Genomic DNA, 14367 nt, shown 5'->3' on the forward strand with positions numbered 1-14367 from the left:
CCCGCCGGCGCGTCGTCGAGTGGTCGCAGATCGTCGCTCGCGGCGCTGCGGGACGACGATCTGCGACCGGTCGGCGGACCTGAGCGGGGTGTTGCGACCGGTCGGCGCCTCCGGCAGGGTCGGCGCCTCCGGCAGGGTCGGGGCCTCCGGCAGCGTCGGGGCCTCCGGCAGCGTCGGCGCCTACGGCAGCGTCGGCGCCGCCTCGACCAACGCCCGCGTGACCGGATGCTGCGGCGCATCGAGCAGGGACACCGGCCCGTGCTCGACGATCCGGCCCGCCGACATCACCGCGACCGTGTCGCACAGCCGCTGCACCACGCCGATGTCGTGCGACACGAGCACCATCGTCAACCCGAGCGTCGACGCCAGCGACTCGAGCAGCTCGATCACCCGCGCCCGCACCACGACGTCGAGGGCGCTCATCGGCTCGTCCCCGAACAGGATCCGCGGACCGTGCACGACCGCCCGCGCGATCGCGATGCGCTGCCGTTGCCCGCCGGAGAACTCGTGCGGGTACCGGTCCACCGCGTCGGCCGGCAGGTCCACCCGCGCGAGCGCCGACGCGACCATCGACGGATGTGACCCGGGGATGCGGAGTGCCCGCAGCGGCTCGGCGACGATCGCGCCGACGCGCATCCGTGGGTCGAGCGACCCGTACGGGTCCTGGAAGACCACCCCGATCTCGTGACGGAACCAACGCATCCGTGCCGCGGACCCGGACGCGACCACGGGGCGGCCGTCAGCGGTGACGGTGCCGGCGGTGGGGGCCTCCAGTCCGGCCAGCAGGCGGACGAGCGTCGACTTGCCGGAGCCGGACTCGCCGACGATCCCGAGCCGGGCGCCGGTGGCGACCGTCAGGTCGACGCAGTCGACGGCGGTGCGCACCGGCCCGGGTTCGAACGGTCCGCGGCGGGGGAGCCGGTAGGTGCGGTGCAGGCCGACGGCCTCGAGCGCGGTCACGGGGTCCTCCGGGCGGTGGCGCGGGCGGCGTCGACGAGCGCGCGGGTCGTCGGGTGCTGCGGGGCGGCCAGCAGGTCGGTGACGGTGCCGGTCTCGACCACGCGGCCGGCGTCGAGCACCACGACGGTGTCGGCGATCCGGGCCAGGACGGCCAGGTCGTGCGTGACGAACACGAGCGACACGTCGAGCCCGTCGAGCAGGTCGAGGATGCGCGCCTCGGTCGTGACGTCCAGCGCGGTGGTGGGTTCGTCGGCGATCAGCAGCCCGGGTTGCCCGGCCAGTGCCATCGCGATGCAGATGCGCTGCCGCTGCCCGCCGGAGAGCTGGTGCGGGTACTGCCGCAGCAGCGAGGCCGGGTCCGGCAGGCCGACCGCGTGCGCCAGGTCGACCGCCGCGGCGTCGGCAGCACGACGGTCCATGCCCCGGTGCAGGCGCAGCGGCTCGGCGATCTGCCGGCCGACGCGGCGCAGGGGGTCGAGTGCGGTGCCGGGCTCCTGGAACACCATGCCCAGCCGTGCGCCACGGAACGGCGCGCGCTGCCGGTCGGCGAGTCCGACCAGCTCGTGGCCGTCGAGCCGGATGCTGCCCGACACGTCGGCTCCGGTGGGCTCGAGCCCCATCAGGGCGAGCGAGGTCATCGACTTGCCGGAACCGGAGGCGCCGATGACGCCGACACGACCGCCGGGAGGCACGGTGAAGCTGACGTCGTCGAGCACCGTCCGCCCCGTGATGCGGACCGACAGGCCGTGGACCTCGAGCGTGCTGGCTTCGGTCATGCGGTCACCTCGGTCTCGCCCGCGGTGCGGGCGTCACGCGGGGCGCCGTCGACGGGACCGCGCGGGGTGCCGTCGCCCGGGCCGCGGTCGGCGGGGTCGCGTGGGCCGCGGTCGGCGTCGCGGGCACGGTCGCCCGTCGTCAGGCGTGGGTCCGAGGCATCGCGGATCGCGTCTCCGAGCAGCGACAGCGCCATGACGACGAGCGCGATCGCGGCGCCCGGCCAGGTCGCGCTCCACGGGTGCACGCCGATGTACGTCTGCAGGTCGGACAGCAGGCTGCCCCACGACGCCGTGCCCGACCCGGCGCCGTAGCCCAGGTAGGACAGCCCGGCCTCGGCAAGCACCGCCGTGGCCATCGCGAGTGACAGCTGCACGGTGAACACCGGCGCCGCGTTCGGCACCAGGTGGCGCAGCAGCACGCCGCCGGGGCCGACGCCCGACGCACGGGCCGCGGTGACGTAGTCGCTCCGGGCGATGCGGCGGATCTCGCCGCGGGCGACGCGGGCGATCGTCACGCCGAACGTCAGCCCGACGGACACGATGACGACGCCGAGCGACCCGCCGAACACCGCGGTGAGCAGCATCGCGGTCAGCAGGGTGGGGAAGGCGACCAGGATGTCGAGCAGCACGGCGGTGCCCTCGCGCACCCAGCGCGCCGTGAGCGAGCCGACCGCGGTCAGCACCATGCCGACCACGCTGGCGATCACCCCGGAGCCGACGGCGACCAGCACGGTGGTCCGGGTGCCGGCGAGCAGGTAGCTGGCGATGTCGCGGCCGACGGCGTCGGTCCCGAACCAGTGCGCGGCACTCGGCGGCGCCCACTGCCCGGCGGGGTCGGTGCGGAAGGGGTCCTGGGGGGTCCAGACGAGCGACACGGCGGCGAGCACCACGAGCAGGCCGAGGACGACCACGGCGAAGGCCCCGGTCGGCCGGGCGACGACGCGGCGGATGCCGGCTCCGGCCATCAGACGGCCTCCCGTTGCCGGGGGTCGAGTGCGCGGTGTGCGACGTCGACGGCGAACCCGACCAGCAGCACCAGGCCGGTCAGCACGAGCAGCTCGGACTGCACCTTGGTGATGTCGCGGCGCCCGACGTCGGTGACGAGCATCCGCCCGACACCCGGCAACGAGAACACCTGCTCGACGACGACGGCGCCGACCAGCAGACCCGCGATCTGCACGCCGAGCACCGCCAGCACCGTGAGCGCGACCGAGCCCAGCCCGTGCCGCAGCAGCGCCTGGGTGCGGGTCAGTCCGACGGCGGCGGCGGTGCGCAGGTGGTCGGCGTCGAGCACGGACAGCGTGGCGGACCGGGTGAAGCGCAGGATGACGGCCCCCTCGACGGCGCCGATCGTCAGGGCCGGCAGCACGAGCGACGAGAACGCCCGGCCCGGCTCGGACCAGCCGTCGAGCGGGAAGCCCTGGGTCGGCAACCAGTGCAGTGTGACGGCGAACAGCGCGACGAGCAGCATGCCGGCCCAGACGACCGGCACGGCGGCGACCGCCTGTGCGACGAACGCGATGACCGCTCCGCCCGCGCGTCGTCGCAGCACGGCGGCGACGATCCCGAGCGGGACGCCGAGCACCAGGGCCGCGACGAGTGACATGCCAGCCAGGGGGAGCGTGACGCCGAGCTTCTGGACGATCTCGGGCGCCACCGGGCCGCGGGTCACCAGCGACCGGCCGAGGTCACCGCGGAACACCCCGCCGATCCAGTCGAGGTACTGCACGACGACGGGGCGGTCGAGTCCGAGCTGCTGTCGGAGTTCGGCGACCGTGGCGGGCGTCGCCTGGGTGCCGGCGACGACCTGGGCAACGTCGCCCGGCAGCACGCGCAGCGTCGCGAAGACGATGATGCTCGCGACGAGCAGGCCGACGACGAGCAGTAGCAGTCGCCCGACGAAGAAGCGGGTCACGAGACGATGCTAGTCGGCGGCCGGTGGTGGTCCGGCGCTACCGCATCGCCAGCTTCGCCAGGTCGAGGCGGGAGTTGCCGCCGTCGACCGGGAAGCCGGTGACCCCCTTGCGGACCGCGGTGATCGCGGTGGCGGTGTACAGCCACTCACCGGCGGCGTCCTCGCTGACGATGCGCGCGGCCTTCCGCAGGTCGGCCTCCTTCTCAGCGGTCGACGTGGTCGCGATCGACGCCGCGTACAGGTCCTGCACCTGCTGGTTGTCGTACCCGAAGTAGTAGTCCGGGTTCGCCCAGTTGCCGAAGTCGCGGGCCTCGACGTGGTCGACCATCGACATGTCGAAGTCGCGGGTGCCGCTGGCCGGCTTCTGGAAGACCTGCGACAGCCAGGTGGCGAAGTCGACGCGCTTGACCGTCAGCGTGATGCCGACGTCGGCGAGCTGCGAGGTCAGGACGTCGCCGATCGTCGTCGGGTACACGTTGGCGTACGTCAGGGTGAGCTTCAGGTCCTTCTGACCGGCCGCGGCGAGCAGCTTCTTCGCGTTCGACGGGTCGTACGCGTCGATGTCCGTCAGGTCCTGGTACCCGGGGTCGAGTTCGGGGATCGGGCCGCCCTGCTCGACGCCCGTGCCGCCGACGGCCTTGATGAGCGCCTTCGGGTCGATGGCCTGGCGGATGGCCTGGCGCACCCGCTTGTCGGTGAAGGGGGCCTTCTGGTCGTTGAACGCCAGCGTGTACTTGTCGGTCGTCTTGCCGGAGTGCAGCGCGATGTCGCTGTTGCCCTGCAGCTGGCTCTTCAGCGTGCCGTCGACGGGGTTGAGCACGTCGAGGTCGCCGTTGGCCATCGCGTTGACGGCGGTCGACGGGTCCGTGATGTACCGGAACACGATCTTCGCGACCTTCGGCTTCGTGCCCCAGTAGTCCGCGTTGCGCGAGAACGTCAGCGAGTCGCCCTGCTTCCACGACGCGACCTCGAACGGGCCGGTGCCGTTCGCGGTGTCGGACAGGTCGTTCTTCGCGGCCTGCTCGAGCACCAGGCCGGAGCGTCCGGTCAGGGTGAACAGCAGGTCGGAGTCGGGCTTGGCGAGCGTCAGCCGGACGACGCCGTCCGAGGGCGACGTGATCGCGGTCACGCCGGCGAGCTTGGCGGAGTCGACGTAGCTGGCGTTGTCCTTGACCTGCTGCAGCGACCAGACGACGTCCGACGCCGTCACCGGCTTGCCGTCCTGGAACGTGATGCCCTTGCGCAACGTGAACGTGTACGTCAGGCCGTCGCTCGAGACCTCGTGCGAGGACGCCAGCACGTCGCGGATGTCCCCCTCGGCGGTGCGCCCGACGAGCCCCTGGTACACGTTGTCGATGAGCACCTGGTCGAGTGCGGCACCGGATTGCGTGCGGATGTCCAGGCTGGTCGGTTCGAGCACCAGGCCGACGCGCACGGTCGCGTCGTCACCGCCCTTGGGCGCGGACGATCCGCTGCACCCGGTCAGGGCGATCGCCGCGGCGACGACGACCGCGGTGGCGGCCAGCGCCGTGCGGCCGAGGCGCGGACGGGCCCCGCTGGTGGCGGATCGACGGGCCCCGCCGGTGGCGGGTCGACGGGCGAGGAGGGGGCTCATGGGTGCTGGGTTCCTTCCGGCGGGGAGCGACGGCACGTCGCGCGCGCTCGGGAGAATCTACCGGCGCACTGCGGTTTCTCCGCCCCCGTGCAACAAATCGTGACGCGACGCCCATTCCCGGATCGCGGCGGCCAGCGCGAGCGGTGCCTGTGTCTGCACGGCGTGCCGCGCGGTGACCGTGACGATCTCGGCGTCCGGCATCCGCTCGCCGAACGTCGTCACGAGCTTCGGGGAGACGTACCCGCGGTCGCCCCGGACCAGCAGCAGCGGCACGTCGAGCGACTCCAGGTCCGGCCACGCATCGGCGAACCGGCCGACCGAGGACGTCCGACCGGCCGGCAGGTGCGGGAAGTGGTGGCGCCGGACCAGACGACCGTCCGCACCCAGACGGGTGGTGTGCCGGGCTTCGCGCAGCAGCACCTGGCGGTCGTCCCCGACGCGGGCCTCGATCGCGCGCTCGACGACCTCGTCCAGGTCGGCGAACGGTTCCTCGGTCTCCAGCGCCCGGGCGATGCGGTCGACGGCACGCTGGGCGAAGTCCGGGGACATGTCGACGAGCACCAGGCCGGTCACGCGCTCGGGCGCCGTCGCGGCGATCCGGGCGGCCAGGATCGCGCCGAGGGAGTGCCCGACCAGCAGCCCGGGCGGCACCGCGAGGGCGTCGAGCGCCGCCAGCACCGCGGGTGCCGTGGCCGACGCGGCGTAGTCCGCATCGTCCCGCCACGCGGACCGGCCGTGGCCGGGCAGGTCGAGGGCGACCGCCGGCTCGCCGACGGCCAGGGCCGTGACGTCGAAGCTGTGGGCGTCGATGCCGAGCCCGTGCAGGTAGGTGACCCGGGCCTCCTGGCCGGGGTCCGTCGGATCCTGCCAGCGGATGGCGGAGATCGCGCCGTGACCGGCGTCGGGCAGGTCCGTCCTGGAGGCCCGCAGCGGCTCCGTCACGCCGCTCGCGTGGGCGAGGTCGGCCAGGTCGCGGAATTCGTCGTCGGCTTCGAGCACGGTGCCCAGTCTCGCACCGTGGGATTCCCGGCAAGGGTTAGGTGAGGCATGCCATACTCGGGGTCGTGGCAGCCCGGTACCGTGTGTTCTCCGTCCGCGTGGCGGCCGTGACCGCGCTCACGCCGGCCTTCGTGCGGGTGACCCTGTCCGGTCCGGACCTGGCGGCGTTCGCGTCGGTCGGGCTCGACCAGCGGATCAAGGTCGTGCTGCCGATCCCCGGGCACGGGTTCACCGACCTGCCCGACGGCTCCGACTGGTACGCCGCGTGGCGTGCCCTGCCGGACGCCACTCGCAACCCGCTGCGCACCTACACGGTCCGTTCGTTCCGCCCGGACGCACACGAGCTCGACATCGACTTCGTCGCCCACGGCGACGCCGGGCCCGCGTCGCGCTGGGTGTCGTCGTGCGTCGTCGGCGACGAGCTCCGCATCGTCGGACCGGCCGTGCCGTCTTCGCCCGCCGAGCTGCCCTCGGGTGCGGCGGAGTTCGCGCCGGGCGCGGCCAACCGGATCCTGCTCGCAGGGGACGAGACCGCCGCGCCGGCGATCTGCGCGATCCTCGAAGCGCTCGACGTCACCACCGTCGGCCACGTCTTCATCGAGGTCCCGACCGACGCCGACCGGCTGCCGGTCGCTGCGCCCGCCGGGGTCGAGGTGCGCTGGATCGCCCGGAACGGCGCGTCGCACGGGGCGCGGATGACGGACCACGTGCACGCGTGGGCGTCGACGGCGGTCAGTGCTGCCGGTGCTGCTGGTGCTGGTGCTGCTGGGGTCTCCGGTCCAGCATCGGACGTCGAGCTCGTTGACGTGGACGTCGACCGCGAGACCCTGTGGGACGTCCCGCCCGTCACCGACGCGCAGCTGTACGCCTGGATCGCGGGCGAGGCCGCCTGTGTCAAGGAACTCCGCCGGCACCTGGTGCGCCGGGTCGGGCTCGACCGCAAGCAGGTGGCCTTCATGGGCTACTGGCGGCACGGCAAGGCCGAGAACTGAACACGGCAGGGGCTGCAGCCGGGCCGGCTGCCGACACACCCGTCGGGTTCTCCGCCGTGCCGATCACGGCGCTCGGGGCGCGCGGACTCACCCTGGGCTACGACGACCGTGTCGTCGTGGACCACCTGGACGTCGACGTCCCGGACGGCGAGCTGACCGTCATCGTCGGCCCGAACGCCTGCGGCAAGTCGACGCTCCTCAAGGCGTTCGCCCGCACCCTGAAGCCCAGCGCCGGCACCGTGTACCTGGACGGCGCACCGCTGTCCACGTACCGCCCGAAGGCCGTCGCCCGCCGGGTCGCGATGCTGCCGCAGACCCCGATCGCCCCCGACGGCATCACCGTGCGCGACCTGGTCTCGCGCGGACGGTTCCCACACCAGGACCTGTTGCACCCGACCAGCGGGAACGACCGTTCGGCGGTGCAGCGTGCGCTCGTGCAGACCGACACGCTGGCGCTGGCCGACCGTGGCGTCGACGAGCTGTCGGGTGGGCAGCGGCAGCGGGTGTGGATCGCGATGGTGCTGGCGCAGGAGACCGACATCGTGCTGCTCGACGAGCCCACCACGTTCCTGGACATCGCCCACCAGTACGACGTGCTCGAACTGGCGGCGTCGTTGCACGCGGCCGGACGCACCGTGGTCGCCGTGCTGCACGACCTGAACCAGGCGGCGCGCTACGCGACCCATGTCATCGCGATGCGTGCGGGCGAGGTCGTGGCGCAGGGGCCGCCGTCGCAGGTGCTGACCGCGTCGTTGATCGAGGACGTCTTCGGGCTGCCCTGCGTCGTCGTCGCCGACCCCGAGACGGGCACCCCGCTCGTCGTGCCGCGTCGCGCGCGCTGACCCGCCCGCGCTGCCCCCGCGGTGCCCCGCCCGCGCCGCCCCGCCCGCCGTCCCGCTCCAGCCGTCCCGCTCGCGCTGCCCCGCTGGCGCTGCCCCGCCCGGGCCGCCCCGCCCCGCCGTCCCTGTCCGAGTGGTCACGACTCCCCGCTCAGGTTCGCCGAGTGGTCACGAACTGTCGCGAGTTCGGCGCCCGATCGACGGATTGTGACCACTCGGTATGATCGGCACGGGGTGTCGTGACCACTCGCGAACGACGGACTGTGACCGGTCGAGCGAGCCGGCAGAGCGCAGAGCGCTGCGCGTCGGGGTCAGCGGTAGCCGCCGTCCTCCAGCCCGGCCTCGACCTCGAAGCGGTTGCGCAGCGGATCCCGACCGGCGACCGCGTAGAGCAGGGGCATGAGCATGCCGTACCGGCGCCACTGCGTGACGTGCACCCGCTCGTGTCGCAGCACGCGGTCGCCGTCGTTGTCGCGCGTCAGGTACACCGACCCGACACAGGTGCCGCCACGCCGGAACACCCACCGTGGCAGGCCGGAGCACACGATCAGACCGTCGACGACCCGCACGGGACCGGTCGACAGCGGGACGCCGACCGCGAGCCCGACCCCGGTGGCGAAGAGCCACCCGAGCCGGGACACGGGGGAGTCGAGGAGCGGGTTCCGCACGGCTACTCGGGGCGGCCGTAGGTCTCGAGCAGGCGCAGCCAGATCTCGTTCATCGTGGGGTACGCGGGGACGGCGTGCCACAGGCGGTAGATCGGGACCTCGGCGACGACGGCGATCGTCGCGGCCTGCAGCATCTCGGCGACGTCCTGCCCGACGAAGGTCATGCCGACGACGACCTTGCGGTCCTCGTCCACGACCATGTTCGCGCGGCCGACGTACCCGTCCGCCTGCAGTGAGGCGCCGGCGATGTTGCCGAGCTCGTACTCGACCACGCGCACGTGCAGCCCCTGCTGCCGGGCCTTCGCCGCGGTCAGGCCGACGCTGGCGACCTCGGGGTCGGTGAAGGTGACCTGCGGTGCGGCGGCGTGGTCGGCCGTGGCGACGTGCGCACCCCACGGCTCGGTGTGCAGCGGCGTGTCCTGGAACCGTGCAGCGATCGCCTCGCCGGCGGCGCGGGCCTGGTACTTGCCCTGGTGGGTCAGCAGCACACGGTGGTTCACGTCGCCCACGGCGTACAGCCAGTCGGTGCCCGTGACCAGCATGGTGTCGTCGACGTCGAGCCAGTCGCCCGCGGTCAGCCCGACGCTCTCGAGCCCGAGGTCCTTGGTGTGGGCGGCACGCCCGGTCGCGGCGAGCACCTCGCTGGTGATCACGGTCGTGCCGTCGTCCAGGGTCGTCGTGACCAGGCCGTGCTCGTCGCGGTCGACGCGCGTGGGGTTGACGCCCAGTCGCACGTCGATGCCGGACGCGCGCATGGCGTCGGCGACGAGTTCACCGGCGAACGGTTCCATCCCGCCCAGCAGACCGTGGCGAGCGACGATCGTGACCTTCGCGCCGAGGGAGGCCCAGGCGGTGGCGAGCTCGGTGCCGGCCACCCCGCCACCGATGACCAGCAGGCTCTCGGGGACCGACTTCGCGCTGGTGCCCTCACGGGTGCCCCACGGCTCGGCCTCCACGAGACCCGGGACGTCTGGCAGCGTGTGCAGCGAGCCGGTCACGACAGCGATCGCGGCACGGGCGGTGTGAGTCGTGGTCTGTCCGTCGGGACCGGTGACCTGGATGGTCTTCGGTGCGGTGATGCGGGCGTGTCCGCGCAGCAGGGCGATGTCGGCGGACTCGAGCCACGCGACCTGGCCCGCGTCGTCCCAGTCGCTCGTGAACGACGTCCGGCGGGCCAGCACCGCGGCGGCGTCGAGCTCACCGGTGACCGCCTGCTTCGCTCCGTCGAGCCGCTTCGCGGCAGCGAGTGCGTGGCCGCTCCGGAGCAGCGCCTTCGAGGGCATGCACGCCCAGTACGAGCACTCACCGCCGACGAGTTCCGCTTCGACGACCGCGACCGACAGGCCGCGCTTGTGGGCGTAGTCCGCCACGTTCTCGCCGACTGCGCCGGCGCCGATCACGATGAGGTCGTAGTCCGTCATGCGCCCGAGCGTACGCGGACCGGCATGGACCGCGCCGAGCAGCAGTCCGGCGGTTCAGGCCACGCGGGACGCGGCGGACAGGGCTCCCACGGCACGGAGGATGACGCCCATGTCGTCGACGGCGCGGGCCGGGTCGACGGGGGCGAACCCGGTCAGGGCGGCACCGACCAGCCGGCGTCCACGGGTCGCGGCCTGGATGCGCTCGACGAGCGCTGCGCCGTCGAGCCCGAACGGCACGGGCTCGAGCAGACCGTCGACCTCGGACGGGTCGAGCACGTCCAGGTCGACGTGGACGTACACGGAGTCCGCGCCGGTGGCCTCGACCGCGGCGGCGATCGCGTCCGGGGTGGCGGCGTCGACGTCGAGGTGGTGGATGCCCGCGCGCTCGACGGCGTTCGTCTCCGCCGGCTCGACGCCGCGGGTCCCAGCGAGGACGACCGACGAGGCGGGCACCACGGGGAGGCCCGGGAACAGGTCGCTCGCCCGGTCCACCAGGATCCGCAGTGCCGCGGTCTCGGCTGCGACGGGCTGCGCGCGGTTGAGGGACCGGTAGCCACTCGACCCGGCGATGCGGACGAAGGCGGTCGAGGGTCCGAGGGCGACGCTGCCGCCCAGGGCACTGGCGCCGTCGCCGCCGATGACCAGGACCGGCTCGGACGCGATCGAGACCTCTTCTGCCACGCGCTCGGCGACCTGCAGCACCGAGGTGTAGCGGGCGACCGCGGTCTCGAGCCGGTCGCCTGCGCCGGCCGGGACGTCCACCACGGTGGTCGCGGTGCGGGGGAGATCGGCTGCTATCGCGGCGGCGCCGTCGCCGAGGCGCATCGCACGCGACGACGCCGAACCCTGCCACTGACCGACGACGAGGAACTGCATGTCCTCATCTTGTCAGGGTGGGCCCGGCGTCGTCGTGTGTCGGGGGTCAGATCGAGGACGACCCGCCGGACTTCAGGGCAGCGAGTCGCGCTTCGACCTCGGCGTCCTTGCCGACGTCCTCGAGCGACTCGAACTGGGCGTCGAGGCTCGACGACTGCAGTTCCTGCTGCCCGATGACCTTCGCCTCTTCGCGACGCACCTTCTCCTCGAAGCGGTTCAGGTCGCTCGTCGGGTCGGTGATGTCGATGTTGCCGATGGCGTCGTTCACCTTGGACTGGGCCTCGGCGGTCTTCGCGCGCGCGACCAGGCTGTCGCGCTTGGACTTGAGCTGCCCGAGCTTCTCCTCCATGCCGGCCAGGCCCTGCTTGAGCTTCTCGACCTGCTCGTTCTGGGTGGCGAGCGGCGTGGCGTTGTCCTTGACCTCTTGCTCGGCGGCGATCTGCTTGCCCAGGGCGATCTTGGCGAGGTTGTCGAACTTGTCGGCATCGGCCGCCTTGCCCTCGGCGCGGTACTTGTCGGCCGCGGTCGACGCGTTCGCGGCCTTCTGGCCCCACTCCTGCGCAGCACGGACGTCTTCCTCGTTGTCCTGCTCGAGCAGGCGGAGGTTGCCGATGGTCTGCGCGATGGCGCTCTTGGCGTCCGCGATGTTGTTCGTGTAGTCGCGCACGAGCTGGTCCAGCATCAGCTGCGGGTCCTCGGCGTTGTCGATGAGCTGGTTGACGTTCGCCCGGACGAGCGAGGAGATGCGACCGAAGATCGTCTGCTTTGCCATTGCGGTTCCCTTCCTGGGGATGGTCATGGTGGTGAGTGCTGTCGTCAGTGGAGTCGTTCGGGGTCAGGGGCGTCGGGTCAGAAGCGACCACCGCCCGAGAAGCCGCCGCCCCCGCCGCCCCCTCCGCCGAAGCCGCCCCCTCCGCCGAAGCCGCCGCCGCCTCCACCGAAGGAGCCGCCACCGAACGACCCGCCGCGTCCGCCCAGCAGCCCGCCGAGCACGATGCCGGTGACGAGTCCGCCGAGCTGGGCACCGCCGCTGTTGCCCCCGCCGCCGCCGGGCCAGCCGCCCATGTCGTTGCCGGCTTCGTCCATCGCCGCCGCGGCGTACTGCTCGGCGGCCCGGGCTGCCTGCAGGGCGCGCTGTGGGTCGGTCGTGGCGAGGTCGACGGCGTCGTCCAGCGCCCGTTCGGCTTCGGACAGCCGCGTGCGGGCGGTCGTCCCGACGGCACCACGGCGCAGGGAGATGAACTCCCGTGCCTGGCTGATGCGCGAGCGGGCGTCGCGCAGTGCGGAGTCCAGCGCCCGTTGGGCTCGTTCCTGCTGTTCCTGTGCACCCCGTGCAGAGGCCAGGGCGGTGTCGATCGCGGTGTTCGCCTTGGTCAGGGCGTCGACCGCGGCGATCGGGTCCGTCGGGTCGAGGCGTTCGCGCAGGACGGTCTCGGCGGTCGTGACGGCCGAGGCCAGGTCGGGCGTCTGCGCGCGCATCGCCCGCGCGGCGGCGACGTCGCCCTCGATGTCCAGACGCATCGCGTCCACGCGGGCCGAGGCCTCGCGGAAGGTCGCGTCGGCGCCCGTCGCCGAACCGGTCAGTTGCTGGACCTGTGCCAGTGCGTGCTGACCGTCGCGGACGGCGACGACGGCTTCGCCCTTGTCGCCGGCGGCGATCGCGGCGTCGGCAGCCTGCGAGCGTTCCGTCGCGAAGGCGAGCACCTGGCGCGCCTGGTCGACGTTGTCCGACACGGTGGCGAGGGTCCGGCCGCTGTACGACGCGCGGACCTGCTCGAGCGCGGCCGCCGCCTGGTCGACCGACGGCGGTGCGGCCTGCACACTGGACCGCAGCGCGGTGGCAGCGTCCTCGACCCCGTCCTCGAGCGACCGGAGCTGGTCGAAGGCCTCGGTCTGCTGCTCGATCGCCGCGTGGGCCTGTTCGCAGATCGCGATGATCTGGTTCGACCAGTCGGCGCGCTGCTGGGGGGAGTCGGGGACCTCGTCGTCGAGCTGCTGCTGGAACGTGAAGGCCTTGCGGACGTTCGCCTTGGCAGCGTCGACGGTGTCGGCGAACGGCTTGGCCGCGTCGGCGCCGAACTGTGCCGCGGCGAACCCGACCTCTTGTTCGGCGGTGCGGAGTTCGTCGTCGATCGTCACCAGGGCGGCCCCGGCGGTGCGCTCGAGGTCGGCGAGCGAGGCTTCCTGGGCCCGGGTGGCCGCGGCGGTGCGACGTTTGTTGCGGGTGCGGATGACGAGCACCACCACGACGACGGCGATCACCACGACGAGCAGCAGGATCCACAGCCAGGTCAGGTTCGGCGGGTCCTGCGACGAGGACAGGCCGCCGGCGAACGCGGTGGCGGCACCGGACCAGTCACCGTTCCGCAGCTGCGGCAGCAGGTCGTCGTTGACGGCGTTCTCGACGTCGGACTTGCTGATCGAGGTGGTGTTGGTCTGCTGCACGTCGTACGTGCGTGCCTGGGTCGCGATCGACAGCAGGATGCCGTTCGAGTCGATCTGGTTCTGCGACAGCGTGGCAGCGCCCCACGCGGTGTGGTCGCTCGGGTCCGTGAACGAGTCGACGTACACGACGTAGAGCTGCGTGTTCGTCTTGTCGGCGAGGTCGCTGACCGCGCGTTCGACGCTGCGCTGCTGGGACGTGGTGAGGGCGCCGGCGTCGTCGAGCACGTAGGCGCCGTCGAGCTGCACGGGCGCGGTGGCGCTGGCGGCGGTCGCGGGGGCGATCACCAGCAGGGCGGCGATGACCGCCGCAGCCAGCCGTGCCGCCCAGCGACCGGACGTCGGCCGCCCCGACGTACCCCGCTCGGCGTGGCAGTCCGTGCCCGACCCCCTGGTGTGCGATCCACGCTGGACCGTTCGCATCCGTTCTCCGTCCGTCCGGCAGCGCACCCCGTCTGGACCCGTGATTCCCGGGTTCGCCGCGTCGGGAGCGCCGTCGTTCCGGAGTCTATCCAGGGGGCGCACGGTTCCGGCGGATTCCCCCAGCACCTGTGGAGAGAGCGGCCCGGGGGACGGATTCTGTCCCCCGTCGGGAGTATGGTTCGACGTGACCGTTTCGACGACGAAAGGGGTCGACAGATGGAACGAACCATGAACACAGAGGTGGTCCCGCTCGAGGACGGCTTCCACCGGGTGTCAACGCCCGCCAGCGGTGTGATCGGCTTCGTGCGTGAGCACGATGGTCGGTACGAGGTCCTGCGTGGCCGTGTCCGCCAGGCCACCCGGTCCGAAGGGCTCTACTCCACGATGAACGTGGCACTGATCGCCCTGACGCACGCGTGAGACGAGCACCGCACCACGAAC

Annotated in this window: 14 protein-coding genes; 3 read left to right on the forward strand and 11 right to left on the reverse strand. The window is 72.7% G+C overall.

From position 1 onward, the window contains the following. Positions 1-180: 180 nt before the first annotated feature. Genes MT346_RS06150 through MT346_RS06175 form a run of 6 tightly spaced genes read right to left on the reverse strand, consistent with a single transcriptional unit; the run spans position 181 to position 6265 of the window. Positions 181-960 (reverse strand): ABC transporter ATP-binding protein, encoded by a 780-nt coding sequence (locus MT346_RS06150; RefSeq protein ID WP_308221878.1) that lies wholly within the window; start codon positions 958-960, stop codon positions 181-183. Continuing rightward, on the reverse strand, positions 957-1736 hold the full coding sequence (locus MT346_RS06155) for an ABC transporter ATP-binding protein (protein WP_243561943.1): 780 nt from the start codon (positions 1734-1736) through the stop codon (positions 957-959). Before MT346_RS06155 ends, MT346_RS06150 begins: the two co-directional genes overlap by 4 nt. Further along, complete coding sequence (locus MT346_RS06160) at positions 1733-2701, reverse strand: ABC transporter permease (protein ID WP_243561944.1); 969 nt, start codon at positions 2699-2701, stop codon at positions 1733-1735. Before MT346_RS06160 ends, MT346_RS06155 begins: the two co-directional genes overlap by 4 nt. Continuing rightward, positions 2701-3651, reverse strand: coding sequence for an ABC transporter permease (locus tag MT346_RS06165; protein WP_243561945.1), 951 nt, complete (start codon positions 3649-3651; stop codon positions 2701-2703). Before MT346_RS06165 ends, MT346_RS06160 begins: the two co-directional genes overlap by 1 nt. A gap of 37 nt (positions 3652-3688) precedes the next feature. Beyond that, positions 3689-5266 carry an ABC transporter substrate-binding protein gene (locus MT346_RS06170; protein ID WP_243561946.1) on the reverse strand — a complete coding sequence of 526 codons (1578 nt, stop codon included), beginning with the start codon at positions 5264-5266 and terminating at the stop codon, positions 3689-3691. Between the two features lie 57 nt (positions 5267-5323). Beyond that, positions 5324-6265, reverse strand: coding sequence for an alpha/beta fold hydrolase (locus MT346_RS06175; protein ID WP_243561947.1), 942 nt, complete (start codon positions 6263-6265; stop codon positions 5324-5326). Between the two features lie 65 nt (positions 6266-6330). On the opposite strand from MT346_RS06175, the gene MT346_RS06180 reads away from it, so the two are divergent. Both MT346_RS06180 and MT346_RS06185 read left to right on the forward strand, forming a co-directional pair. Next, positions 6331-7257: a siderophore-interacting protein gene (locus tag MT346_RS06180; RefSeq protein WP_243561948.1), complete on the forward strand. Its 927-nt coding sequence runs from the start codon at positions 6331-6333 to the stop codon at positions 7255-7257. Positions 7258-7313: 56 nt separating this feature from the next. Continuing rightward, a complete protein-coding gene (locus MT346_RS06185; RefSeq protein WP_243561949.1) occupies positions 7314-8099 on the forward strand; it encodes an ABC transporter ATP-binding protein in 786 nt (261 codons plus the stop codon). 308 nt (positions 8100-8407) lie between these two features. Here MT346_RS06185 and MT346_RS06190 read toward each other — a convergent pair whose 3' ends face one another. From MT346_RS06190 to MT346_RS17980, 5 genes are all read right to left on the reverse strand, one after another. Beyond that, positions 8408-8764 (reverse strand): Fe-S oxidoreductase, encoded by a 357-nt coding sequence (locus tag MT346_RS06190; RefSeq protein ID WP_071300607.1) that lies wholly within the window; start codon positions 8762-8764, stop codon positions 8408-8410. A gap of 2 nt (positions 8765-8766) precedes the next feature. Further along, positions 8767-10185, reverse strand: a complete 1419-nt coding sequence (locus tag MT346_RS06195) for an NAD(P)/FAD-dependent oxidoreductase (RefSeq protein WP_243561950.1) — start codon at positions 10183-10185, stop codon at positions 8767-8769. A 54-nt stretch (positions 10186-10239) separates the two neighbouring features. Continuing rightward, complete coding sequence (locus tag MT346_RS06200) at positions 10240-11061, reverse strand: arginase family protein (RefSeq protein WP_243561951.1); 822 nt, start codon at positions 11059-11061, stop codon at positions 10240-10242. A 46-nt stretch (positions 11062-11107) separates the two neighbouring features. Then, on the reverse strand, positions 11108-11833 hold the full coding sequence (locus MT346_RS06205; protein ID WP_243561952.1) for a PspA/IM30 family protein: 726 nt from the start codon (positions 11831-11833) through the stop codon (positions 11108-11110). Between the two features lie 77 nt (positions 11834-11910). Beyond that, the gene (locus tag MT346_RS17980; RefSeq protein ID WP_279396755.1) at positions 11911-13926 is read right to left on the reverse strand and encodes a TPM domain-containing protein; all 2016 of its coding nucleotides are present in this window, start codon (positions 13924-13926) and stop codon (positions 11911-11913) included. A gap of 228 nt (positions 13927-14154) precedes the next feature. Between MT346_RS17980 and MT346_RS06215 the strand changes: the two genes are divergently transcribed. Then, complete coding sequence (locus MT346_RS06215) at positions 14155-14346, forward strand: hypothetical protein (RefSeq protein ID WP_056125872.1); 192 nt, start codon at positions 14155-14157, stop codon at positions 14344-14346. Positions 14347-14367: the final 21 nt, after the last annotated feature.

This window comes from Curtobacterium sp. VKM Ac-2922, assembly GCF_022815645.1.
In the GTDB taxonomy this organism is placed as follows: domain Bacteria; phylum Actinomycetota; class Actinomycetes; order Actinomycetales; family Microbacteriaceae; genus Curtobacterium.